The organism is Halothece sp. PCC 7418 (assembly GCF_000317635.1).
Taxonomy (GTDB): Bacteria; Cyanobacteriota; Cyanobacteriia; order Cyanobacteriales; family Rubidibacteraceae; genus Halothece.
Genome location: NC_019779.1, coordinates 3,512,421 through 3,534,913, shown reverse-complemented (window position 1 = coordinate 3,534,913; position 22,493 = coordinate 3,512,421). Strand labels below are relative to the sequence as shown.

General features: G+C 44.6%; 25 protein-coding genes, 1 tRNA gene and 1 other annotated feature. Of the genes, 14 read left to right on the top strand and 12 right to left on the bottom strand.

What is annotated here, in order from left to right; genetic code table 11:
• Positions 1 to 5: 5 nt before the first annotated feature.
• The 4 genes from PCC7418_RS16225 to PCC7418_RS16210 form a co-directional block, all read right to left on the bottom strand.
• Entirely contained in the window at positions 6 to 1,397 is a 1,392-nt protein-coding gene (locus PCC7418_RS16225) for a tetratricopeptide repeat protein (protein ID WP_015227275.1), read from the bottom strand.
• Between the two features lie 152 nt (positions 1,398 to 1,549).
• Complete coding sequence (locus PCC7418_RS16220; protein ID WP_015227274.1) at positions 1,550 to 2,968, bottom strand: NAD(P)(+) transhydrogenase (Re/Si-specific) subunit beta; 1,419 nt, start codon at positions 2,966 to 2,968, stop codon at positions 1,550 to 1,552.
• A gap of 16 nt (positions 2,969 to 2,984) precedes the next feature.
• Complete coding sequence (locus PCC7418_RS16215; protein ID WP_015227273.1) at positions 2,985 to 3,266, bottom strand: NAD(P) transhydrogenase subunit alpha; 282 nt, start codon at positions 3,264 to 3,266, stop codon at positions 2,985 to 2,987.
• A 19-nt stretch (positions 3,267 to 3,285) separates the two neighbouring features.
• Positions 3,286 to 4,437 (bottom strand): Re/Si-specific NAD(P)(+) transhydrogenase subunit alpha, encoded by a 1,152-nt coding sequence (locus PCC7418_RS16210; RefSeq protein WP_015227272.1) that lies wholly within the window; start codon positions 4,435 to 4,437, stop codon positions 3,286 to 3,288.
• 162 nt (positions 4,438 to 4,599) lie between these two features.
• On the opposite strand from PCC7418_RS16210, the gene PCC7418_RS16205 reads away from it, so the two are divergent.
• The 5 genes from PCC7418_RS16205 to accC all read left to right on the top strand — a co-directional run bounded on the left by PCC7418_RS16205 (position 4,600) and on the right by accC (position 8,259).
• Positions 4,600 to 5,064, top strand: coding sequence for a hypothetical protein (locus PCC7418_RS16205; RefSeq protein ID WP_015227271.1), 465 nt, complete (start codon positions 4,600 to 4,602; stop codon positions 5,062 to 5,064).
• A gap of 46 nt (positions 5,065 to 5,110) precedes the next feature.
• On the top strand, positions 5,111 to 6,031 hold the full coding sequence (locus tag PCC7418_RS16200; protein WP_015227270.1) for an Hpt domain-containing protein: 921 nt from the start codon (positions 5,111 to 5,113) through the stop codon (positions 6,029 to 6,031).
• A 205-nt stretch (positions 6,032 to 6,236) separates the two neighbouring features.
• Positions 6,237 to 6,407 carry a hypothetical protein gene (locus PCC7418_RS21010; RefSeq protein WP_235620712.1) on the top strand — a complete coding sequence of 57 codons (171 nt, stop codon included), beginning with the start codon at positions 6,237 to 6,239 and terminating at the stop codon, positions 6,405 to 6,407.
• A gap of 30 nt (positions 6,408 to 6,437) precedes the next feature.
• Positions 6,438 to 6,803, top strand: a complete 366-nt coding sequence (locus PCC7418_RS16190) for a cupin domain-containing protein (protein ID WP_015227268.1) — start codon at positions 6,438 to 6,440, stop codon at positions 6,801 to 6,803.
• A 106-nt stretch (positions 6,804 to 6,909) separates the two neighbouring features.
• A complete protein-coding gene (accC, locus tag PCC7418_RS16185) occupies positions 6,910 to 8,259 on the top strand; it encodes an acetyl-CoA carboxylase biotin carboxylase subunit (RefSeq protein ID WP_015227267.1) in 1,350 nt (449 codons plus the stop codon).
• A gap of 20 nt (positions 8,260 to 8,279) precedes the next feature.
• Here the strand turns inward: accC and PCC7418_RS16180 are convergent, their stop codons facing one another.
• From PCC7418_RS16180 to PCC7418_RS16170, 3 genes are all read right to left on the bottom strand, one after another.
• Positions 8,280 to 9,194 carry a rhodanese-related sulfurtransferase gene (locus PCC7418_RS16180; RefSeq protein ID WP_015227266.1) on the bottom strand — a complete coding sequence of 305 codons (915 nt, stop codon included), beginning with the start codon at positions 9,192 to 9,194 and terminating at the stop codon, positions 8,280 to 8,282.
• Positions 9,195 to 9,308: 114 nt separating this feature from the next.
• The gene (locus PCC7418_RS16175; RefSeq protein ID WP_015227265.1) at positions 9,309 to 10,019 is read right to left on the bottom strand and encodes a methyltransferase domain-containing protein; all 711 of its coding nucleotides are present in this window, start codon (positions 10,017 to 10,019) and stop codon (positions 9,309 to 9,311) included.
• Between the two features lie 7 nt (positions 10,020 to 10,026).
• Entirely contained in the window at positions 10,027 to 10,641 is a 615-nt protein-coding gene (locus PCC7418_RS16170) for a Uma2 family endonuclease (RefSeq protein ID WP_015227264.1), read from the bottom strand.
• 29 nt (positions 10,642 to 10,670) lie between these two features.
• Between PCC7418_RS16170 and cmoB the strand changes: the two genes are divergently transcribed.
• Together cmoB and nadA are read left to right on the top strand one after the other, a co-directional pair.
• Positions 10,671 to 11,645 (top strand): tRNA 5-methoxyuridine(34)/uridine 5-oxyacetic acid(34) synthase CmoB, encoded by a 975-nt coding sequence (gene cmoB / locus PCC7418_RS16165; protein ID WP_015227263.1) that lies wholly within the window; start codon positions 10,671 to 10,673, stop codon positions 11,643 to 11,645.
• A gap of 67 nt (positions 11,646 to 11,712) precedes the next feature.
• Complete coding sequence (gene nadA, locus PCC7418_RS16160) at positions 11,713 to 12,681, top strand: quinolinate synthase NadA (RefSeq protein WP_015227262.1); 969 nt, start codon at positions 11,713 to 11,715, stop codon at positions 12,679 to 12,681.
• 1 nt (position 12,682) lies between these two features.
• On the opposite strand, the gene hflX is transcribed toward nadA, so the two are convergent.
• The 5 genes from hflX to PCC7418_RS16135 form a co-directional block, all read right to left on the bottom strand.
• On the bottom strand, positions 12,683 to 14,377 hold the full coding sequence (gene hflX, locus PCC7418_RS16155; RefSeq protein WP_015227261.1) for a GTPase HflX: 1,695 nt from the start codon (positions 14,375 to 14,377) through the stop codon (positions 12,683 to 12,685).
• Between the two features lie 110 nt (positions 14,378 to 14,487).
• Complete coding sequence (gene pstB, locus PCC7418_RS16150; protein ID WP_015227260.1) at positions 14,488 to 15,309, bottom strand: phosphate ABC transporter ATP-binding protein PstB; 822 nt, start codon at positions 15,307 to 15,309, stop codon at positions 14,488 to 14,490.
• A 32-nt stretch (positions 15,310 to 15,341) separates the two neighbouring features.
• On the bottom strand, positions 15,342 to 16,268 hold the full coding sequence (gene pstA / locus PCC7418_RS16145) for a phosphate ABC transporter permease PstA (protein ID WP_015227259.1): 927 nt from the start codon (positions 16,266 to 16,268) through the stop codon (positions 15,342 to 15,344).
• Positions 16,268 to 17,191, bottom strand: a complete 924-nt coding sequence (pstC, locus tag PCC7418_RS16140) for a phosphate ABC transporter permease subunit PstC (protein ID WP_015227258.1) — start codon at positions 17,189 to 17,191, stop codon at positions 16,268 to 16,270. The genes pstA and pstC overlap by 1 nt, the downstream gene beginning before the upstream one ends.
• Before the next feature lie 94 nt (positions 17,192 to 17,285).
• Complete coding sequence (locus PCC7418_RS16135) at positions 17,286 to 18,344, bottom strand: PstS family phosphate ABC transporter substrate-binding protein (protein WP_015227257.1); 1,059 nt, start codon at positions 18,342 to 18,344, stop codon at positions 17,286 to 17,288.
• A gap of 231 nt (positions 18,345 to 18,575) precedes the next feature.
• Between PCC7418_RS16135 and rplS the strand changes: the two genes are divergently transcribed.
• The 7 genes from rplS to rplJ all read left to right on the top strand — a co-directional run bounded on the left by rplS (position 18,576) and on the right by rplJ (position 22,448).
• Positions 18,576 to 18,932, top strand: a complete 357-nt coding sequence (gene rplS / locus PCC7418_RS16130) for a 50S ribosomal protein L19 (RefSeq protein WP_015227256.1) — start codon at positions 18,576 to 18,578, stop codon at positions 18,930 to 18,932.
• A 91-nt stretch (positions 18,933 to 19,023) separates the two neighbouring features.
• Positions 19,024 to 19,096 (top strand) — tRNA-Trp (locus tag PCC7418_RS16125).
• Positions 19,097 to 19,185: 89 nt separating this feature from the next.
• Complete coding sequence (secE, locus tag PCC7418_RS16120; protein ID WP_015227255.1) at positions 19,186 to 19,428, top strand: preprotein translocase subunit SecE; 243 nt, start codon at positions 19,186 to 19,188, stop codon at positions 19,426 to 19,428.
• Entirely contained in the window at positions 19,428 to 20,048 is a 621-nt protein-coding gene (gene nusG, locus PCC7418_RS16115) for a transcription termination/antitermination protein NusG (protein WP_015227254.1), read from the top strand. The genes secE and nusG overlap by 1 nt, the downstream gene beginning before the upstream one ends.
• Positions 20,049 to 20,050: 2 nt before the next feature.
• Entirely contained in the window at positions 20,051 to 20,476 is a 426-nt protein-coding gene (gene rplK / locus PCC7418_RS16110; RefSeq protein ID WP_015227253.1) for a 50S ribosomal protein L11, read from the top strand.
• A 57-nt stretch (positions 20,477 to 20,533) separates the two neighbouring features.
• A complete protein-coding gene (rplA, locus tag PCC7418_RS16105; RefSeq protein ID WP_015227252.1) occupies positions 20,534 to 21,241 on the top strand; it encodes a 50S ribosomal protein L1 in 708 nt (235 codons plus the stop codon).
• 465 nt (positions 21,242 to 21,706) lie between these two features.
• Positions 21,707 to 21,875, top strand: a sequence feature (ribosomal protein L10 leader region).
• 36 nt (positions 21,876 to 21,911) lie between these two features.
• On the top strand, positions 21,912 to 22,448 hold the full coding sequence (rplJ, locus tag PCC7418_RS16100) for a 50S ribosomal protein L10 (protein WP_015227251.1): 537 nt from the start codon (positions 21,912 to 21,914) through the stop codon (positions 22,446 to 22,448).
• Positions 22,449 to 22,493 lie beyond the last annotated feature (45 nt).

Here is a 22,493-nt window from a genome sequence, read left to right as displayed (position 1 = left end):
GATCATCAGACAAAGTTATTGATAATATATGCAGCTTGATGATTGCCCTTGTTTTCCAAGAGTGTTGCCAACTGGTGGTAGAGATCGGAATCATCGGGCTTGGCATCCAAAGCCTTGTGATATAACTTCTCATGATCTGGATTTTTCGCGATCGCGCTGCGATAATAATCAACTGCCTTTTTCAGATCTGCTTTTGCCCGCATCCGCAACGCATCCCCCAGCAATTCCTCAACTGCTGGTAGCTCCTCGTCTAGTTGAACCGCTTGTTGCAATCCCTCTAAGGCTTCTTCCCAACGTTCCAGTTCCAAGGCTGCCCCACCTAAATGATAGTAAGACCACGCAAAATCATCTTTAAGCGCGATCGCGCTGCGATAGGCTTCTATAGCTTCTTCCCAACGCTCTAATTTGAATAACGCATCACCTAAATTATGATGAGACCAAGAAAAATTAGCATTCAGTGAGATAGCATTGTGATACGCTGCTACCGCTTCTTCGTAGCGTTCAGTGTGTAGTAACGCATCTCCTAACAAATGATGGAATCTTGCAATCTGAGAATCTTGTTCAATCCCTTGCCGACAAACTGTTTCCAATTGTTCCCAGTCTTGCCGTTTTTCAAGGAGGTTCAATAAGGGTTCAACTAGGGAGAGATCATCAGGTTGCCGTTTGATTGCTTGCTCATAACTAGCAATGGCTTCTTCCCACTGCTCTTGACGTTCTAATGCAACGGCCAACTCTTGATACACCAGTGCTGATTGGTCATTCAGCGCGATCGCGCGCCGACAAGCTGCCACCGCTTCTGACCATTTTTCTTGGCGAGCGAAGGCCATTCCCAAATTACGATGGGCTAGAACTAAATTGGGGTCACGCTCGATTGCCCACTGATAACAATGAATGGCGGGTTCCCATTGTTTTTGTTTGGCGAATGTATTGCCAAGTTGTAGATGCTGCTGAGCAGTGGGTTGCTTTGGGTTAAACTGAAAGGCTTGATACCAAGTCTTAGTTGCTTCCTCTGTCTGGTTGAGATATTGATAAACCCTTGCTAAATCTCGATAAGCCTCAAAGCTGGGTTCCACTTCAAGCAATTTTTGTAGAACTTGCCCTGCTTCTTGCCACTGTTTGTTGCGAGCATAGTATTGACATTGCTGACGATACTGTTGACCCTCTGGCGTTTTTTCTGGCATGAAAGCAGCTTGGGGTTGCTTTTGAGCAGGAGCAGAAGGAGTTGAGCTTTTTTGCAAAAGGGCTTCGAGACCACGACGAGCGTCACTCAAGTTGGGATTGAGTTCTAGGGCTTTGCGATATTGCGCGATCGCCTCTTGCCAGCGTTTTTCATGAGCCAACGCTTGTCCAAGTTTATAGTATGTGTATGCAGGATCAGGCTGATGATCAGTAGGCATTGTTTTTTTCACTAATACTCTAGTAATTGGCTGTATTTCTAAAAGCCAACTTTTTAAGGTGAAATCAAATTGTCTCAAATCTTAACACGATTTCAACTAAAAAAGCTCCAGCAAAAAACTGGAGCGGAGACAACAAAGATGAGATAACAGATCTAAAGTTGTTTCACTTCAGACACCAACTGCGTCAGCATATCTTTGGCACTCCCAAAGAGCATTGTCGTTTTATCTTTGAAGAAGAGTTCATTCTGAATCCCAGAGAAGCCAGTTCCTAAACTCCGCTTAATGACAATAGTTTGTTTTGCCTTATCCACCTCTAAAATCGGCATTCCATAAATAGGGCTTCCTTGGTCATGACGCGCCCCAGGATTCACCACATCATTTGCACCGACCACTAACGCCACATCCGTTTGTTCAAACTGTGGGTTAATGTCGTCCATATCATAGAGTTGCGTGTAAGGCACATTTGCTTCCGCCAATAAAACGTTCATGTGTCCAGGCATTCTTCCCGCAACGGGGTGAATGGCATATCTGACTTCAACGCCTCCTTGTTCAAGCAGAATCGCTAATTCCTGAATCGCTTGTTGGGCTTGAGCAACTGCCATCCCATAACCTGGAACAATCACCACCGAACGGGCATAGCGCAGCATCATCGCAGCTTCTTCAGAACCAATGCTGCGGACGACTTTATCTCCTAAATCGGCACCACCTGCACCAGGAACTCCACCAGATTCACCGCCACCGAATGCGCCAAAGAGGACGCTAATTAAGGAACGGTTCATGCCTTTACACATGATCTCGGTGAGGATTAAACCTGATGCACCGACTAACGCCCCCGCAATAATTAGCATATTGTTCATGACCACGAAACCTGCAGCACTGGCAGCTAAACCAGACAGAGAGTTTAAAAGTGAAATCACAACAGGCATATCGCCCCCGCCAATGGGGAGGACAAAGAGGATTCCGAACAAGCTGGCGAGTCCAATCATGGTAAAGAATGCAGCTTGATCCGCAGGGTTGATGATTAAGAACGCACTACTGACAATAAATGCACCCGCGATCGCGATGTTAAGGGGTTGCTGTAAAGGGAAGGTCACAGGTTTCCCAGTAATAATGCCTTGTAACTTGCCAACTGCGACTAAACTACCAGTGAGAGTTGCCCCACCAATGAAAATACCGAGAATGACAGTAATCGTTGCATCAAGGGGAACTCCTGCTTCGGAGTGGACTAATCGCCAAAATTCGCCCATCGCAACCAATGCTGAGGCAGCCCCTCCTAACCCATTGAGGAAGCCGACCATTTGGGGCATTGCTGTCATGGCAACGGTTTTGGCAATAATCGCACCAATCACAGAACCAACCGCCACTCCAATGAGAACCCATTGGTAATTGAGAATTTGTTGATCTAACAGGGTAACGACTACGGCAAGTAGCATCCCAGTGGCAGATAAAACGTTCCCGTTACGGGCGGTTGCTGGGGAACCCAGTTTCTTTAAGCCGAGAATAAATAGGGATGCAGCGATTAAGTAGCTAATTTGAATCCCTGTCGGTAAAACTGCTGTTAACTCGTTCACTGACGATTAAGCCTCCTTATTTTTTGAACATCTGTAACATACGGTCTGTCACTAAAAAGCCACCAACAACGTTGATTGTGGCTAAAATGACCGCGATAAAGCCCATTGTGGTTGTCACCGTGCTATTACCACCCGCTCCCGCGATGAGAACTGCCCCAATCACGGTAATTCCAGAAATGGCATTTGCACCCGACATGAGGGGAGTGTGTAAGGTTGGGGGGACTTTGTTGATGACTTCAAATCCCACAAAGGCAGCCAGTACAAATACGAACAAACTGGCGATGAGTGTTGTTTCCATAGTTAATTTCCTCGCGGATTTAGACTTTCGATTCGGTTTTCGTCGCTAAGATGTCTTTCAGGCGCTGACTCCGAAGTTCACCGTTATGCGTCAGACAAATGCTGTCGATGATATCATCTTCAAAATCGAGTTGAATTTGTTCTTCTTTCACCAGATATTGCAAGAGTGTGGAAACATTTTTACTGTACATCTGGCTAGAGTGAATCGGTAAGGAAGACGGAAGGTTAATGGGGCCGATGACGGTGACTCCAGGTTCGACTTGGATATCTTTCCCCGCTTCTGTCGGTTCACAGTTTCCGCCTTGTTCTCCTGCAAGGTCAACAATAACAGAACCTGGCTTCATTTCTTTGATCATGTCACTGCTAACCAGTTGTGGAGCGCGTTTCCCTTGTACTTGCGCTGTCGTAATCACTACATCAGCTTTGGCGACGTGCTTGGCAATCAGTTCTTGGGATTTTTGTTTCGCATCTTTGGAAACTTCTTTAGCGTAACCGTCTTTGGTGGTGGTTTCTTCCTCAACGCTCATTTCCACGAACTCTGCACCCAAACTTTGCACTTGTTCTTTCACTTCTGGGCGAATATCAAAGGCTTCCACTAAAGCCCCCAGACGACGAGCCGTGGCAATGGCTTGTAAACCCGCAACACCAACGCCAATGACAAAGACAGTAGCAGGGCGAATCGTTCCTGCTGCGGTGGTCAACATGGGGAAGAACTTCGGCAGGGCGGTTGCACCGAGTAAAACGGCTTTATATCCTGCAATATTTCCTTGCGAAGATAACGCATCCATGCTTTGGGCACGACTGGTACGAGGCATTAATTCTAAGGCAAAGCTGTCCACTCCTTTCTCAGCAAGAGTTTGGATTAATTCAGGCTTGCCGAGAGGATCTAGTAAGCCAATGATTGACTTGCCCTTTTGCAGTAAGGGGAGTTCCTCTTCTTTGAGGGGAGCAACCTTAGTAATTATATCCGCATTTTGCCAGAGGGTCGCTTTATCCGCGACAATGGTTGCACCCGCTTCTTCATAAGCGCGATCAGGGAAAAATGCGGATTCCCCTGCCCCAGCTTCCACTTCAATCTCCCAGCCTTGTTTGACTAAACGGGAGACAACATCAGGGATTAACGCCACTCGACGCTCTCCCACTTCGATTTCTTTGGTGACTGCTATTTTCATGTTCGATTGTGTCTTTCTACAAGTCCTAAATTCGTGGACAACGAATGATCTATTTTTGATTTCAAGAAGCAAGTTGTCAAATATCTTAATATATTCAATGATGAAGCGAGGGGGATTTTTAGGTTATCTTAGAGTTTTGGCTGATGAAATTTTCGGAGTGGAATGAAGTTTGCTTTCAGTTGGCTCAAGGGATTTTTGATTTTACTGCTGGTGGTGGGGTTAACCGCTTGTGGGGGGAATACACCCCCGAAAGGATTAGCACCTGGGCGAGAGATTATCCGAAGCGCGATCGCGCGGAAACTGACTTTAACTGAAGATCGCCTCACAACACAACTCGATCGCGCCACCCCCACTGACTTTGAAGTCAAAAATCTGAAAGTCAAGGAACTGAAGCCGATCTATATTGCTGATTTAGCAACTTATGAAGTGAGTGGCACTTATACCCTCAAGTTAATTTTACCGCGCCAAGACATTACCCAAAAGCAAAATGAATTTGATATTTATCTCCAACGCCAAGCGGAAGGGAAAACCTGGCGTTTATTGATTCCAGACCGAACCGCTTCGGGATCGCCAGAAGACGAAACCCAAGGGTCAGTCACGGCTTGGAACAGTTATCTCGTCACCTGAACAGGGTAGGATAGAAACGTTGGGGTCTAGCCAAGGTCAGGTTACTATGAGTGATAATCAACAACGTATCCTCGGATATTTTATTGAAGAAGCCAAAGAACATTTAGAAACCTTAGAAAATGGATTACTGAATCTTTCCACAGCTTCTGAAGATTCAGAACAAGTGGATGATTTATTTCGAGCAGCCCACTCCATTAAAGGAGGCGGAGCCATGTTAGGGTATGGGAGTATCCAAAAAACAGCCCACCGCCTAGAAGATGCCTTTAAAGTCTTTCGCGACGGCACTGTTAATGTTGACGAAAAGCTCGAATCGCTTTTTCTCTCGGCGTTTGATGTGCTCAAAGATCTAATCACCCGTTTGGAATCGCCAGAGGGCTTAAGTGAAGCGCAAGGGAAAGAACTGGTCAAAGGAGCAGAATCTCAGTTTAAGGAATTACAGCAACATTTAGATCAATGTGCGGATGTGGAAGCAGTTATAGCCGACATTGGAGACAACTCAAACCAAGAAGAAACAGAAACCATTGCTGCTCCAGCACAAGCAGAGACCGCGACTCCCCTTGCGGAAATCCGACCCTTGTTACGGGAAATGCTGCAATTGTTTAGAGGGGAAGATAACGCTGAGACCCGGGAAACCTTGTGGAACACCTGCGATCGCGCCAAAAATCTCGCTCCCGATCACGCCAACTGGACAAAATTAGTGGAAACTGGCAAAAGCGCGATCGCTAATCCCAAACATTCCTACAACACCCTCGCCCCCGTCGTCATTCAAGAACTCAAACAAGGGGCTGATTGCTTAGAACTCGATCAACCCGAACAAATCAATATTAGCGACACCCTCAAGAGTCTTGCTAATACCCCCACCCCCCAAGTCTTAATTCCTGCTGAACCAGAAGCAGCAGCAGCCTTACTCAAACGGATCTTTAACCAACAGCAACTGTCTCAACTGAGAGAAAAAATCAGTGTCTGAATCGGTGCTGCTTTTTCTCGGGATGCTTTGTGATAGGATAGAGAATTGGTAATTTTCACTGAGCGTGATTGACCAACAAACGCAATCTATCCTTAGTTTTGTTTTGTTTACTTTAATCAACTCCCTACTCTCACTGCTACAACCCTTTATCATTCCCCTATGCTTTGTTCTGGCTTGGGGGTTCATTCTCGTACTCGCGTGGACGTTGCTGAGTGCAACTTATAGTGCGATTCAACGCGGTGAAACCATGCACAAAATTCCCTGTACCAATTGTCAGTTTTTCACCAATGATCACCGACTGAAATGCACCATTCAGCCGTTGATTGCCAATACAGAGCAAGCCATTAATTGCCAAGATTACACGCCCCACTCCTAGATTAAGGAATAATAAGGAAATCGGAAATCTATGTTAGTGAGAAAACTCAAAGAATGTGAAGAATTTACCGCCGGTGACGGCACGATTTTACGGGAACTATTGCATCCCGATAAGCAACCGTTAGCCCTGCGATATAGTCTGGCGCACGCGATCGTCCCTGTGGGTCAAACTTCAATTCCTCACTCCTTAACGACCTCTGAGGTTTATTACATTATCCAAGGTCAAGGAGAGATGCATATTGATGAAGAAACCCAACGCATTGAGCCTGGAGATGCGATTTATATTCCCCCCAATGCTCGTCAGTACGTGCATAATTGTGGCGATGAACCATTAGTTTTTGTCTGTATGGTGGATCCTGCTTGGCGCGTCGAAGACGAAACCATTTATAATTCATGATTGCTGATGGCGGGAGAGGTTCATCGCACTTGTCTGATAAAGGTCACTGGTTAGAGTTATTGCATTCAAGAAAAAACCAACATTTTATTTGCATTCATCGTTAGAAATGTCCTTTTCTAAAATTTTAATTGCCAATCGTGGGGAAATTGCCCTGCGGATTTTACATAGTTGCGAAGAACTCGGCATTGCTACCGTTGCCGTCCACTCCACCATTGACCGAAACGCTCTGCACGTGCAACTGGCGGATGAAAGTGTCTGCATTGGAGAACCCCCATCGAGTAAAAGTTATCTCAATATTCCCAATCTGATTGCTGCTGCTTTAACGCGAAATGCAACGGCGATTCATCCTGGCTATGGTTTTTTGGCGGAAAACGCAAGATTTTCTGAAATTTGTGCCGATCATCATATTCAATTTATCGGACCCACTCCTGCTTCTATTCGAGCCATGGGGGATAAATCAACGGCGAAAGAAACAATGCAAAAAGCAGGTGTTCCTGTTGTTCCTGGGAGTGATGGCTTGCTTGCTGATGAAACAACCGCTTATCGGGTGGCGCGAGACATTGGCTTTCCAGTCATGTTGAAAGCAACAGCAGGGGGAGGCGGACGTGGGATGCGTTTAGTCCACCATGAGGGAGAACTCAGTAAACTTTTTCAAGCTGCGAAGGGAGAGTCAGAAGCAGCATTTGGTAATAGTGGCGTTTATTTAGAAAAATTTATTGAACGTCCCCGTCATATTGAATTTCAAATTCTTGCTGATAGTTACGGCAATGTGGTGCATTTAGGAGAAAGAGATTGTTCGATTCAGCGTCGCCACCAAAAATTACTGGAAGAATCCCCCAGTCCCGTTTTAGATGAAAGCCTACGTCAAAAAATGGGGAAAGCAGCGGTAAAAGCTGCCCAGTCGATTAACTATGTCGGTGCGGGAACAGTGGAATTTTTGTTGGATGCTCACGGTAACTTCTATTTTATGGAAATGAATACCCGCATCCAAGTGGAACATCCAGTGACAGAGATGGTAACGGGATTAGATTTAATTGCTGAACAAATCCGCATTGCACAAGGAGAAAAACTGAGCATTCGTCAAAAAGATGTCGAGATTCGAGGTCACGCCATTGAATGTCGCATTAACGCCGAAGATCCTGATCATGATTTTCGCCCCCAACCTGGACGAATTAGCGGTTATCTTCCCCCAGGAGGGCCAGGGGTGAGAATGGACTCTCATGTTTATACCGATTATGAAATCCCCCCGTATTATGACTCTCTGATTGGAAAGTTAATTGTTTGGGGTCCCACGCGAGATGCAGCGATTAAACGGATGAAACGCGCCTTACGAGAATGTGCAATTACAGGTGTCACCACAACGATTAGTTTTCATCAGAAAATTCTGGAAACGCCAGCCTTTTTAGAGGGGGATGTTTATACGAATTTTGTGCAACAACATCTGCTGCAACAGTGACCAAAAGTGAGAGATCAAAATTAATGCTGTTGCAGTTTTGCGCCAACGTGCTTTTGATTGCGTTGTTTGGCAAGTTCCTGTTGTCGGCGACGTTCCTTGCAGCGATCGCGCTGTTTTTCCGTTAACTGATCATAGCAATATGGGCAAGAAATTCCTGGTTCATATTTTTCCGATTGCCGATCTTCTGGGGATAAAGGCTGGCTACAAGCGTAACAGAGTTCATAGTTTCCCGTTTCTAAATCCTCAGTAACCGCAACTCGTTGATCAAACACAAAACATTCCCCTTCCCATAAAGATTCTTCCGAGGAAACGGTTTCTAAATAATTCAAAATTCCGCCATTGAGTTGATAAACTTCTTCAAATCCTTGTTTCACTAAATAAGCACTGGCTTTTTCGCAACGAATCCCTCCCGTGCAAAACATAGCAATTTTCTTATGCTTTTTCGGGTCAAGATTTTCTTCCACAAATTCAGGAAATTGGCGGAAACTATTTGTCTGGGGAGAAATCGCATTATGAAACGTCCCCACTTTATACTCATACTCATTACGAGTGTCAATCACTAACACCTCTGGATCAGAAATAATTTGATTCCAAGTTTTGGGATCAATATGTTTTCCTGTCGTAATTGCAGGTTCAATTTCTTCAACGCCCATGGTGACAATTTCAGGTTTGATTTTGACCTTCAACCGCACAAAAGGCATTTCATCGGTTTCTGTTAACTTGGGTTGAATATCTGCTAAGCGTTCATCTTCTTTTAGTAAATGAAAAAACTGCTCAATACTTTCTTTCTCACCCGCAATTGTAGAATTAATTCCTTCTTCTGCTAAAAGAATTGTTCCCATAACGCCATGATTTTCACAAAACATCTTGAGCTTAGTTTGTAACTCTTCTAACTGATCTAACTCAACAAACTTATAAAACGTAGCAACAATCATTTTTTACCTCCTTTGTGTCTTTATGGCTATTTAAAAGTAGGGCAATGCCCACCCTACCACTACTCAATCAACTATAAAACGTAGCAACAATCATTTTTTCTGACCTGCTCCAAGTTATTTGATCGCCAAAAAACCTTCAAAACAAATATATTTCATCACCGTTGTTATATCAACAAACCCCGCTCTTTCTAATAATCCCAAATTCCCCTCATGAGAAAATGGTTCTAACACCCCTTTCAAACTTCTATTTTTAGCAATAATTTCATCGCCTGAATAGCCTTGATCCAATTTATAATCCGTGTAAAGCGTAGTCATCATATCTTGAAAACGCGCATCAGGGCTGCGAACTTTTTCAAATAACAGAAAGCCCCCTCCCCAATTTAATGCTTCATAAATGCGATCAAATAAAACTTGACGATGTTTGGGCTTAATAAACTGCATGGTGTAGTAAGCAATAATTAAATCCGCTTTTTCTAGATCTAAATCAATTAAACTTTCATTCCGAATTTCAATATTAGCGAAACTTTGACAGACATTTTGGCCATAATTGACCATTTCCGCTTCCACATCAATGCCAATAAATTGCACTCGCTTTCCTTGATGATGCTTTGCTAAACGGGCGAGTAAAGTTCCCGTGGAGCAACCCAAATCATAACAGACAGACCCATCACTTAAGAAAAAATCAGAAATATTAATCCCTAATTCATGGCTGGTTTCATAAAAAGGAATCGACTTCTTAATATGTTGATCAAAGTGTTGACTGATTTCCCCACTAAATGACCAACGTGAATTTTCTGCTTCAATTTTATCGCCAACATTCGTCATAACTTATTTAACTGGGAGGAAGAATCGCAGAGAGAGTAATCGTAACATTAGGAAATCCTAAAAGTGAAGTCTGATTGGGTTCAGAGAGAATAAAATGGCTAGTGTAACCTGTAGCGGTAGGATGACGAAAGATATGAAGCTGACGGTTTTTGACATCTAAAACCCAATAGTCTGGAATATTGGCTAAAGCATACAGTTTGTCTTTGATTTCGCAATCGGTTTTCAGTGTCGTATCTGCAACCTCAACTAAGAGATAAACTTGATCGGGACGGGGATGGTGTTCAACATAATCTAAAACTGACCCTTCAACAATGGCAAGATCGGGTTCGGGTTCAGAAAAATCATCCAGTTGAATCGGATCTTGGGTTCGCACTAACATTTCATTCCCCAATTGTTCCCGCAGGGTATTAGCGAGAAGATGTAATGCTGTCACATGGCTTGTTCCTTTTGCTGCCATGAGAGTAATTTGTCCCGCGATAAGTTCGGTACGCTCTTCTGGATCAAGAATACCGAATTCGCTCATGCGATGGTAGTCCTCTCTCGTCCAGTGTTTCAAAGCATGGGGATCTAGACTAATGCTAGAGGATGGAGTATTTTGAAAAATCGACTCAGCAAGGCTCATAATAAGACCTCGATTGGCAAAAGCGACCTATGTTTCATTATCAACCGTTATACGATCAACTCCTAAACTCACCAGCGAGAGAATGGCTAGACACCCTTCCCCAAGAGGTTGAAACCGCCTTACAACCGAAACGCAATGGACATTTTTTACAATGGCAGGAAGCCGTTCATCATCTCCCTAGTTTAAAGCCCAGTCGGGTAGAGTTAAAAGATCGGGTCATTATTGGTTGCAAAGGCGATACAGACGAAGAAAGTTATCAACAGCTAGAAACAGGCTTAAAACAACTTCTTCCTTGGCGCAAAGGTCCACTCGACTTATTTGGGGTGTATATTGATACGGAGTGGCGTTCCGACTGGAAATGGGAAAGACTAGCGGATCAGATTACGCCTCTCAAAGATCGAACCGTTTTAGATATCGGTTGCGGTAACGGCTATTATGCCTTACGAATGCTGGGAATGGGCGCAAAGTTAGTCGTCGGTTTAGATCCTTCTATTCTCTACACGATGCAATACGAAGTGATCAAGCGTTATTTACCCGAAATCAATGCTTATGTGCTTCCTTTGGGCGTGCAGCATCTTCCAGAAAATTTACGAGCCTTTGATACTGTTTTCTCCATGGGGGTACTTTACCATCAGCGATCGCCGCTTAACCATCTCCAAACCTTACGCAACAGCCTCAAACCAGGGAGAGAATTGGTTTTAGAAACCATTGTCATTCCAGAAGACTATACGAATGTTCTGATCCCAGAAAAACGCTACGCCCAGATGCGGAATGTCTGGTCACTTCCCAATTGTGCCACGTTAACCGCTTGGTTAGACCAATGTGGCTTTACCGAGATCAACTTAATTGATGTCACGCCTACCACCATTCAAGAACAACGACGCACAGATTGGATTACGTCTCATTCCTTAGAAAACTTTTTAGATCCCAATGATCACAGTAAAACCATTGAAGGCTATCCTGCACCCCTGCGAGCAATTGTAATCGCCCAAGCCCCGACCTGACAATTTTGGTAAATTTAACTATAATATTTGGTACAAGTAACTATAATTCAAGAAATCCTACACAACTGTGTTTACAACTGCTTTCGCCAAATCAAAATCAAACGCAAATTCTATTCCCACTGACTTAGTGACGGCTGTCGATACCCTCAAAAAAGAACTGAACGCGGTCATCTTAGCCCATTATTACCAAGAGGGAGATATTCAAGACGTTGCTGACTACATTGGCGACTCCCTCGGGTTATCTCAAAAAGCAGCGGATACCGATGCAGATGTGATTGTTTTCGCTGGGGTTCATTTCATGGCGGAAACTGCAAAAATTCTCAACCCAAATAAGCTAGTTTTACTTCCAGACTTAGATGCAGGATGTTCCTTAGCAGAAGGATGTCCTCCCAAGGAGTTCGCAGAATTTAGAGCCAAATATCCCGATCATTTAGTGATTTCTTATATTAACTGCACCGCCGAAATTAAGGCGATGAGTGATATTATTTGCACCAGTTCTAATGCGGTGAAAATTGTTAATCAAATTCCTGAAGATCAGCCGATTATTTTTGCCCCAGATCGCAATTTAGGACGCTATGTGATGCAGCAAACAGGACGGGATTTAGTGTTATGGGAAGGAAGCTGCATTGTTCATGAAACCTTCTCTGAAAAAGCAATTGTCCAGCTTAAAACCACTCATCCCGAAGCAGAAATTATCGCCCACCCCGAATGCGAAGAACCCGTTTTACGTCACGCCAATTATATCGGTTCCACCACTTCTCTGCTCAAGTATTCTCAAGAAAGTGATCAATCTGAGTTTATTGTTGCCACGGAACCAGGGATTATTCACCAAATGGAAAAAGCAACCCCGAATAAGACTTTTATTCCAGCCCCTGCGATGAATAATTGTGCGTGCAATGAATGTCCTTATATGCGTTTGAATACCCTAGAAAAACTCTATCTCGCAATGAAACATCGTCAACCAGAAGTGATGCTTTCTGAAGATATTCGTATCAGGGCCTTAAAACCTATTCAACGGATGCTCGAAATGAGTTAAGCTAGGCATTGATAATCATTTCTCCCATCTTTTCCCTTAGCGTTTCCAAGCCTAATCTCTTTTCTGCGGAAATATAAACGGCTTCTGGAAAATGCTCTTTTGCATAGCTGAGGGTTTCAGAGTCAACTTGATCAATCTTGTTAAAGACTAATAAACTCTCGGGTGGCATAATTGGCATCGCTTCTAAAATTTTACTCACCGATTCAATTTGGCTTTCCCAAGCAGAATGAGATAAGTCCACTACGTGCAACATAGCATCCGCTTCACTCACCTCTTCTAAAGTAGCGCGAAAGGCATCAATCAGGGCTGGCGGGAGTTCTTTAATAAAACCCACGGTATCGGTGAGTAAGATGGTTTTCATTTCACCCTGACAGGGAACGTTGAGACGGCGCGTGGTCGGGTCAAGGGTCGCAAATAGCTGGTCTTCGGCGTAAATCTCAGCATGGGTGAGGTTATTGAGTAAGGTGGATTTTCCCGCGTTGGTATAACCGACGACTGCAATGGTGGGAACTTCTTGTTTTTGTCGCTGCTGGCGCATTCGAGACCGATGCGATTGCAGTTGGTTGACTTCTTGCTGTAACCGTGATACCCGCTTTTGAATGCGACGGCGTTCGGTTTCTAATTTCGTTTCCCCAGGTCCACGGGTGCCGATTCCGCCTCCTAAGCGAGACATGGCTTCTCCTCGCCCCACCAGACGCGGAAGGAGATATTCCAGTTGCGCCAGTTCCACTTGTAATTTCCCAGCGCGCGATCGCGCTCTTTGGGCAAAAATATCTAGAATCAACTCAGTGCGGTCTATCACCCTCACCCCAATCTCTTGTTCTAAATTTCGGGCTTGGGCGGGGGTTAAATCTTGATCAAACGCTACTAAACTCGCCCCTAATGTCTGCACCGCGATCGCGATTTCTTGGACTTTCCCAGCACCAATCACGGTTTGTGGGTGCGGGCGACTGCGACGCTGAGTAATTGTCTGTAACACCTCCCCACCTGCGGTATCCACCAAACGAGTAACTTCCGCTAAACCATCTGCAAACTGTTGATGATCTAAATCTGCTGTCATCAAGCCCACAACTACTACACGCTGATGAGAAATATCAACTTGTTGGGCAACATATTCTCGCTCAAATTCGGCTTCTAAGCCCTCGACTAAATCCAGAAAATCCTGTTGCGTGACCACATCTAGACTTAATGGCGGTGAAACCGTCCAATATAATCCTTGCTCTCGGTTGGGGTCAGATTCTGGGGCAAGATGGGCTAAATAAGCCGATTCCACATAACCCGTTGCACCCCCTCCGCGACGTTGAAACCCCTGTCCTGTCAACGTTAACGTCACTAATACATCTAACCGTTGTAACACCATTGCAGTTAAACTCGGCTTTTTCGGCGGATCTGACTTTAAAGCCGTAGTGACACAACGAATCCCTGATAAGCGCTTTGCCCCATAACGGGGCAGTTCCAAGGGCGGAATTTGGGTTTCTCTGGGGCTACCGACCCCCACCCGAATCACCTGTCCGCGACGGTTAATGTATGCCGAAACAGGCTGATTAATATCGGTACTAATTGCAGCCACACGCTGAGCAAATTCTGGAGTAGTTGCGCGATCGCGCGGTTGACGTTGATGATATAGCCGTTGCAGTTGTTTAAGCTGGCTTGATTTTAATCCCTTCAGGTTGCCGTGAATGGTCTCGATTGACAATCGTCTCCTTTGATTGATGAATCTTCTATCTTCATCATAAATCGGAGAGAATAAAAACCGTCACCGATCATTTACGGTAACGGCTTTTGAACTGGCAAAAGGAATTCTCTTTAACCAAACGCCCCACTAACATACTGCTGAGTGGCTTCTTCTGCTGGATTCTGAAAAATAGACTGAGTATCGTTATATTCCACCAGATAGCCTTGTTTTCCGTGTTCAGTGGGCTCAGCATTAAAGAAAGCAGTGCGATCCGACACCCGTGAGGCTTGCTGCATATTGTGAGTCACAATCACAATGGTATATTTTTCTTTTAACTCCGCAATTAACTCCTCAATGCGAAGTGTGGAAATGGGGTCAAGTGCTGAACAGGGTTCGTCCATTAAAATCACTTCTGGCTGAATCGCAATCCCTCTGGCAATACAGAGACGCTGTTGTTGTCCACCCGATAAGGATAAACCACTTTCTTTTAACTTATCCTTCACCTCTTCCCATAATGCAGCTTGTTTGAGACTTTGTTCCACGAGTTGATCCATATCCCCTTGGTAGCCATTAATCCGCGCTCCAAAAGCAATATTTTCATAAATAGACTTCGGGAAGGGGTTAGGCTTTTGGAAAACCATGCCAATGCGACGGCGTACTTCTACAGGATCAACGCCTTTGGCATATAAATCTTTCTCGTGATAAGTAATTTTTCCTTCCACTCTCGCCCCAGCCACTAAATCATTGAGACGATTAAAGCAGCGAAGAATAGTACTTTTACCACAACCAGATGGACCAATCAAAGCCGTCACTTCATTGGCATGAATGTCCATATTGACATTACGCACGGCTAAAGTTGAACCATAATAGACATTAACATTGGCTGCTCTTAAAACAGGATCATTAACCTGAGCGCTATTCGAGGGTTGGGAAACTTGGGGATCACTTGTCATTGTTTTGTCCTCAATATTGAAAGACGATGATTTTAATTAAGTTTTTTCTGAAATTTGTTACGGAGGAAAATGGCAATGGAGTTCATCAGTAGTAACACCACCATCAGAACAATAATTCCAGTAGCAGCCACTGCATGAAACTCTTCTTGGGGACGGGATACCCAGTTAAAAATTTGAATGGGCATCACCGTAAACGGCGTTCTTAAGCCCTCCCAAATTGGCCAAGCTGGAGGCAGAAAAGCAATATAAGTTAAAGCTCCCACTGTAATTAACGGCGCAGTCTCTCCAATCGCACGAGAAAGCGCAAGAATCGTTCCTGTCAGCATTCCTGGAAAGGCAAGGGGAAACACTTGTTCTCGGACCACTTGCCAACGAGTTGCACCCAGTGCCATTCCCGCTTGTCTTAAACTATTTGGAACTGCTCTGAGGGCTTCACGAGTGGAAACAATAATGATCGGCAGAATCAGCAAGGACATCGTTAGCGAACCTGCTAATACTGTCCGCCCGCCAGTGAGAGGTTCCATAACCCGAACAAAGGCTTGCAAGCCCAGCAAACCATAAATAATGGAAGGAACTGCAGCTAAATTACCAATATTGACCTCGATCACTTTAGCATACCAAGTGTCTGCTGCAAATTCTTCTAAGAAAATTCCTGAGCCAACGCCAACGACAAAAGACACAATGGCAGTAATCACCATCAGCCAGATGGTTCCCACCCAAGCAGAGAGAAATCCAGCTTGTTCTGGTTTACGGGAAGGATAGTTAGCCAAAAAGCTCCAGTCAAGATTGCCAATACCATCAACTAGAACATCAATTAATAACACAGCCAAGACCACTAAACCAATATAGGTCGCGATCATGCTGACAATACGAAAAATATTACCCTGCTGGTAACGTTTCGCTAGAGACGTTTGAAATTGTGAGCTTACCTGCTCTTTCATGGGATCAGCAGTTGTCATTACTCGTATTTCTCCCTAAATTTACGAACAAACCAGAAACTAAAGACATTCAGTAGGAGTGTGATTAAGAATAAGGTTGTACCAACCACAAATAAAGTGTTGTAGGCAAGCGTCCCTGTTGGCGCATCTCCTAAACTCACCTGAACAATAAACGAAGTCATCGTTTGCACCGACACGAAAGGATTCAGGGTTAAGGTTGGGTTTTGTCCTGCAGCAACCGTTACAATCATTGTTTCTCCCACTGCTCGTGAGATGGCTAGGATAAAGGAAGCAACAATTCCCGATAAAGCTGCTGGAATCACAACCCCAATCACGACCTCTTTTTTCGTGCAACCCATTGCATAAGCCCCTTGACGTAAACTTTGGGGGACAGAATAAATGGCATCTTCACTGATTGAACCCACAAGAGGCGTAATTGAAATCCCCATCACCAGACCCGCACTCAACGCATTAAAACCCTGTAAGTTGGGAATAAAACTTTGTAGTAATGGTGTCACAAAAAGCAGCGCAAAGTAACCGAAAACAACCGAGGGAACCCCTGCTAAGACTTCTAAGGCTGGTTTAATCAAACGACGGACTTTTGTGGGTGCGTATTCACTCAAGTAAATTGCCGAGAGTAACCCAATGGGCAAAGCCACAGTAATCGCAATTACAGAAGTCAAAAATGTCCCACTCAACAGAACAAAAATTCCATATTGAGGATTAACAAATAAAGGAGTCCATTCCGTATCGGTGAGAAATCGCCATAGCGGAATTTCTTGGAAAAAGGCAAATGTTTCCGAGGCTAAAGTTAGCACAATCCCCAAGGTTGTCATAATGGAGATCAGGGCAAAAAAGCCGAAGAGAAAAACAACGGCTCGCTCGCTAAGTTTACTAAAACCGCGATTAGGCTGGAATAGGTTTTCAGTTTGATTACCTGTCATTGCTCCTCATAATAGGTGTTAGAAAAAGGCTCGTTCTCAGGTCAGTCGCTGATGGACTGACCCCTTTTTGTGATTAATGTCAAATCATTTAAGATTAAAGCACTTCATTGAGCTTGACACCAACAGTGGAACCATCTTCAAAGATAGTGCCTGTTTTACGTTCATTGAAGCGGGTGAGTGCTTTTTCGTAAATGCTGTCACTGAGGGCAACATAACCGACTTCTGTTACTAGCTCACGGTTCGCTGAATCCATGTAGAATTCAATAAACTGCTGTACTTGCGGTTTTTCTTCTGCTGCTGATTTGCTGACGTAGATGAAGATGGGGCGTGCTAAAGGTTGATACGTGCCTTCTTCAACAGTGGCAGCACTGGGAGGAATGCAGCCTTCTCCGTTGTCTGGGTTTTGGTCGTCAATTTCTACGGCTGCTAACTTATCTTGGTTTTCTTCGTAGTAAGCTAAGCCGAGATATCCTAAGCCACCTTCATCGCTAATGACCCCTTGTACAATGACGTTATCGTCTTCACTTGCTGTATAGTCACCGCGACTTGCACCGCCTTCACCCGCAATGGCTTCGGTAAAGTAGTCAAATGTTCCCGAGTCAACCCCAGGCCCATAAAGGCTTAATTTTCGATCAGGGAAACTGCTACGAACTTGCTGCCAGTTGTTGATTTCACCTTGTGCTTCGGGTCTCCACATGGTTTCGAGTTCTTCTGTGGTTAAGCACTCAGCCCAGTCGTTTTCAGGATTTTTAATAACAGAAATCGCATCAAAGGCAACAGGAAGTTCAATATATTCAATTCCAGCTTCGGCACAGGCTTCTTTTTCTACTTCTTTGATGGGGCGAGACGCATCAGAGATATCAGTTTCACCGTTACAGAATTTTTTGAAACCGCCCCCCGTTCCAGAAACGCCCACAGTTACTCGAACATCAGGAAATTTACCTTGGAATTCTTCAGCCATTGCCTCAGTAATGGGGAACACGGTGCTAGAGCCATCAATGGCAACTGATCCACTGAGTTCAGAGCCACCCCCGTTATTGGTTTGCCCGCCATCGGTGGCTTGATTTCCTCCGTTACCACAAGCTGCAAGAGTGACAGTTAGTGCGCCAACAGATGCGAAGGAAACGATACGGCGTGTATATTGGTTCAACATAATATTTTTTTTTGACCTACGATTTAATTAAGTTTGTCCCGTAGCAAGATATCGTTTCATCGTAAAATTTAGGTTAAGGGGCTCAAATCATTGGGAAAGATCTGAGGAAAGATAGAGATACCTCCCGCTTAGAACTATAGTCTCTCGAAGTAAAGGGAAGGTTAAGTTGACAAAAAATTAACAATTCACTTACAATAGTAGGCTGTGACATTTTTTTTGGGGATGGAAGCCATGAATGCACAAGAGATAATCCGCTCCATTGAACAGGAGCAGATGAAAGATGATCTTCCCGTGATTCATGTGGGAGATACGGTGCGAGTGGGGGTTTTGATTCAAGAAGGGGGAAAAACTCGGACTCAGCCGTTTGAAGGAACTGTTATTGCCAAGCGTCATGGTGGACTTAATGAAACCATCACGGTGCGTCGAGTGTTCCAAGGTATTGGTGTAGAACGGGTGTTTTTACTGCATTCTCCTCGGATTAAAGATATTAAAATTATCCGTCGGGGGAAAGTGCGGAGAGCGAAATTGTATTACTTGCGCGATCGCGTTGGTAAAGCAACTCGCATTAAACAACGGTTTGATCGCTAAATTGAGTTAAATTGACTGCCCGAATTGTTCACAAAATGCAACTTAGGGTGTTATACTAGCAAAAGGCTAAATTAGCGATAGCAATCATTGTGCGTCCTTAGTTCAGTTGGTAGAACGTCGGTCTCCAAAACCGAATGCCAGGGGTTCGAGTCCTCTAGGGCGCGCTCGCTAGAAAGTTCCCCCCTGTAACCAGTCCTAAACTGTAGCGGGGGGAAACTTTTTCGTCTGAAGGAAAACCAAGGGGGACTGAATTGTGGCAAAAAATGAATCGAAAAAAAACAACCGCCCCGAAGTGAAAGCAAAAGAAGAGCAAAGTAACTTCGATCTTGCCGAGTTTCTGAAAGGAACGAAAGAAGAACTGGGTAAAATCGTCTGGCCAAGTCGTAAACAACTGATTAGTGAGTCAGCTGGTGTGATTTTAATGGTCACCCTTGTTGCCACAATTGTTTACCTATTTGATAACCTCTTCATTTGGATTGCAGGACAGGTATTTTGATGAGTTTTGCCACAGACAATCAAAACGAAGAACCGAATCTTGAGCAGTCAACGGATCGTAAACCCAGATGGTATGCGATTCAAGTGGCTTCTGGGTGTGAAAAACGGGTGAAAGCAAATTTGGAGCAACGCAGTCAAACCCTTGATGTTGCTGACCGCATTTTGCAAATTGCCATTCCCCAAACCCCAATCTTCAAACTGCGTAAAGACGGAACTCGCCAACAAGCCCAAGAAAAAGTTTTTCCAGGTTATGTTCTGATCCAAATGCTCTTGGACGACCAAGTGTGGCAAGTGGTTAAAAATACCCCCAATGTCATCAACTTTGTGGGTTCAGAACAAAAACCTCCTTATGGACGGGGGCGCGGTCATGTCAAACCCATGCCCTTAAGCCCTTCTGAAGTCGAACGCATCTTCCGACAAAGCGAACAACAAGAACCGATTGTGGAAGCAAAAGTTGCAGTCGGTGATAAGATCGTAGTTCTCAGTGGACCGTTCAAAGACTTTGATGGGGAAGTCGTAGAAGTCAGTTCCGAACGGAACAAACTTAAAGCCCTACTGTCGATTTTTGGACGGGAAACGCCAGTGGAATTGGAATTTAATCAGGTTGAGAAACAAGACTAGCAATGGCAAAAAAAGTTGTCGCACTTATTAAATTGGCACTTCCTGCGGGAAAAGCCAACCCCGCCCCTCCCGTTGGTCCAGCTTTGGGTCAACATGGGGTTAATATTATGGCGTTTTGTAAAGAATACAACGCTAAAACCGCAGACCAAGCAGGAATGGTCATCCCAGTAGAAATTTCGGTGTATGAAGACCGAAGTTTTACCTTTACCCTGAAAACCCCTCCTGCTGCTGTGTTATTAAAGAAAGCAGCAGGGATTGAAAAAGGGTCTAGTGAACCGAACCGACAAACTGTGGGCAGTATTACCCGCGCCCAATTGCAAGAAATTGCAGAAACCAAAATGCCTGACCTCAACTCCAATGATATTGAGGCAGCGATGAAAGTGGTAGAAGGTACTGCCCGTAACATGGGTATTACCGTTAAAGACTAAACTATTGTGTGAGTTGGGGAGAGGCTCCAGCTTCGTTATTGACCCAAGGAGAAAACAATGCCAAAACAACCATCTCGTCGGATGCGGGAACTACTGGAAAAAGTAGAAGATCGTCCCTACGAACCGTTATCCGCTTTAGAATTACTCAAAGAAACAGCAACCGCTAAATTTGAAGAAACCGCAGAGGCTCATGTTCGCCTCGGAATTGATCCCAAGTATAGCGATCAACAAATCCGAACGACCGTTACGTTCCCGAAAGGAACAGGACAATCTGTGCGCGTGGCGGTGATCACTCGTGGTGAAAAAGTGAATGAAGCCACCGAAGCGGGTGCAGAAGTGGTCGGTTCGGAAGAACTAATTCAAGAAATCCAAAATGGTCGCATGGATTTTGATGTGGTCATGGCAACGCCAGATATGATGCCACAGGTTGCGAAATTGGGTCGTGTTCTCGGACCGAAAGGATTAATGCCTTCTCCAAAAGGAGGAACGGTGACCAATGAATTAGAATCCGCGATTCAAGAGTTTAAAGCGGGGAAACAAGAATTCCGCGCTGATCGCACAGGTATCGTTCATGTTATGTTTGGAAAGGTCTCTTTTTCAGCAGAAGACCTGTTAGCCAATCTCAAAGCATTACAAGAAACGCTCGATCGCAATCGTCCTTCTGGAGCAAAAGGCAAATACTGGCGCAGCATTTATGTTTCTGCAAGTATGGGCCCCGCGATTGAAGTGGATATTGCAGGTTTAAGAGACTACAAATTACAATAAAACAGTCAGAAAGCCATCCGTTTCAAACGGATGGATGAATCCTTCGACAAGTTTCGACAGGGGTTCGGCGAGCTCACCCGAGCCGCTCAACTCCCGCTCAGGAACAGGCGAACAAAGACTTTAGTCTTCTGTGTCTGCTATAATGTACGAAACCCAAAGATGGTGAAAAACCCGTCAGGTTCATTAAAAAACCTTGTTAATACTTAAACAACGGAGTCTTGCTCGGCAGTATGAAAGTAACTTGCAAGTAATCTAGAAGTAGAGATACAGCTAAACTTTTGTTTAGCCGAGGTCTTTAGGGCATATTTGAACGTGCCACTCCTTCGGGAGACTCCTTTCTAACACTCGATTTGTGATTTTAACTTCGACAAGCTCAGTTACCATCCATTGAGTGGTTTCGATTGGAATCCACGCGATTTTAATCCGTGGAGAGTTCAACCGAAGCAGCATAAGTTAACAACTCAATACAGAAAATAGTAGAAGCCAAAGACAGCAGGAGTCAAAGAAAAGACTTAAATTTCCTGCCGAGGTGGATACCCAAACTTCCCCCTGTTGCCCAAATAGAAATCTTGGGCGGTTGGGAGGGTGGGTCATCAAGCCTCGGAAAATCATCCGAGGTTTTTTTGATGAAGGGGGAAAGACTGATGAATACTAGGAGGTGCAAGCGCGTGTGGGCAGAACACTAGAAGATAAAAAACAAGTTGTAGCGGAGTTAAAAGACCTCTTGAGTGAATCGCAATTAACCATTGTGATCGACTACAAAGGCTTATCCGTTTCTGAAATCGCCGATTTGCGTACCCGACTGCGTGAAACTGGAACGACTTGTAAGGTGACCAAAAATACTCTGATGCGCCGAGCCGTTGATGGGGATGAAAGTTGGCAACCGTTACAAGATTTTCTCAAGGAATCCTCGGCATTTTTATTTGTCAAGGATGACTTCAGCAATGCCATCAAGGCTTATCGCGACTTTTCTAAAGCCACCAATAAAACTGAGTTACGCGGTGGTGTCATGGAAGGTGCGCCTTTGAGTAAAGAGCAAGTGGATGCCCTCGGAGATCTTCCCTCTAAGGAAGAACTCATGGCACGGATTGCTCGGGGAATCAATGCCAATACGACCAAAATTGCCACTGGCATCAAAGAAGTTCCCACGTCTCTGGCGCGAGCGCTCAGGGAAGTCTCAGAAAAAGACAACCAAGACGCAGCGTAGATGGTTATTCATTAATCAATCATTCATTTTATTTAGGAGTAGAAA

Bases quoted from the DNA above. Each gene is read 5' to 3' on its own strand.
- PCC7418_RS16175 (WP_015227265.1), bottom strand. From the start codon at position 10,019: ATGACGAATGTTGGCGATAAAATTGAAGCAGAAAATTCACGTTGGTCA.
- rplA (WP_015227252.1), top strand. From the start codon at position 20,534: ATGCCAAAACAACCATCTCGTCGGATGCGGGAACTACTGGAAAAAGTA.
- cmoB (WP_015227263.1), top strand. From the start codon at position 10,671: ATGTTTCATTATCAACCGTTATACGATCAACTCCTAAACTCACCAGCG.
- rplS (WP_015227256.1), top strand. From the start codon at position 18,576: ATGAATGCACAAGAGATAATCCGCTCCATTGAACAGGAGCAGATGAAA.
- PCC7418_RS16205 (WP_015227271.1), top strand. From the start codon at position 4,600: ATGAAGTTTGCTTTCAGTTGGCTCAAGGGATTTTTGATTTTACTGCTG.
- PCC7418_RS16190 (WP_015227268.1), top strand. From the start codon at position 6,438: ATGTTAGTGAGAAAACTCAAAGAATGTGAAGAATTTACCGCCGGTGAC.
- PCC7418_RS16170 (WP_015227264.1), bottom strand. From the start codon at position 10,641: ATGAGCCTTGCTGAGTCGATTTTTCAAAATACTCCATCCTCTAGCATT.
- PCC7418_RS16215 (WP_015227273.1), bottom strand. From the start codon at position 3,266: ATGGAAACAACACTCATCGCCAGTTTGTTCGTATTTGTACTGGCTGCC.
- pstC (WP_015227258.1), bottom strand. From the start codon at position 17,191: ATGACAGGTAATCAAACTGAAAACCTATTCCAGCCTAATCGCGGTTTT.
- PCC7418_RS16225 (WP_015227275.1), bottom strand. From the start codon at position 1,397: ATGCCTACTGATCATCAGCCTGATCCTGCATACACATACTATAAACTT.
- PCC7418_RS16210 (WP_015227272.1), bottom strand. From the start codon at position 4,437: ATGAAAATAGCAGTCACCAAAGAAATCGAAGTGGGAGAGCGTCGAGTG.
- PCC7418_RS16135 (WP_015227257.1), bottom strand. From the start codon at position 18,344: ATGTTGAACCAATATACACGCCGTATCGTTTCCTTCGCATCTGTTGGC.
- nusG (WP_015227254.1), top strand. From the start codon at position 19,428: ATGAGTTTTGCCACAGACAATCAAAACGAAGAACCGAATCTTGAGCAG.
- rplK (WP_015227253.1), top strand. From the start codon at position 20,051: ATGGCAAAAAAAGTTGTCGCACTTATTAAATTGGCACTTCCTGCGGGA.
- pstB (WP_015227260.1), bottom strand. From the start codon at position 15,309: ATGACAAGTGATCCCCAAGTTTCCCAACCCTCGAATAGCGCTCAGGTT.
- accC (WP_015227267.1), top strand. From the start codon at position 6,910: ATGTCCTTTTCTAAAATTTTAATTGCCAATCGTGGGGAAATTGCCCTG.
- PCC7418_RS16180 (WP_015227266.1), bottom strand. From the start codon at position 9,194: ATGATTGTTGCTACGTTTTATAAGTTTGTTGAGTTAGATCAGTTAGAA.
- pstA (WP_015227259.1), bottom strand. From the start codon at position 16,268: ATGACAACTGCTGATCCCATGAAAGAGCAGGTAAGCTCACAATTTCAA.
- PCC7418_RS16200 (WP_015227270.1), top strand. From the start codon at position 5,111: ATGAGTGATAATCAACAACGTATCCTCGGATATTTTATTGAAGAAGCC.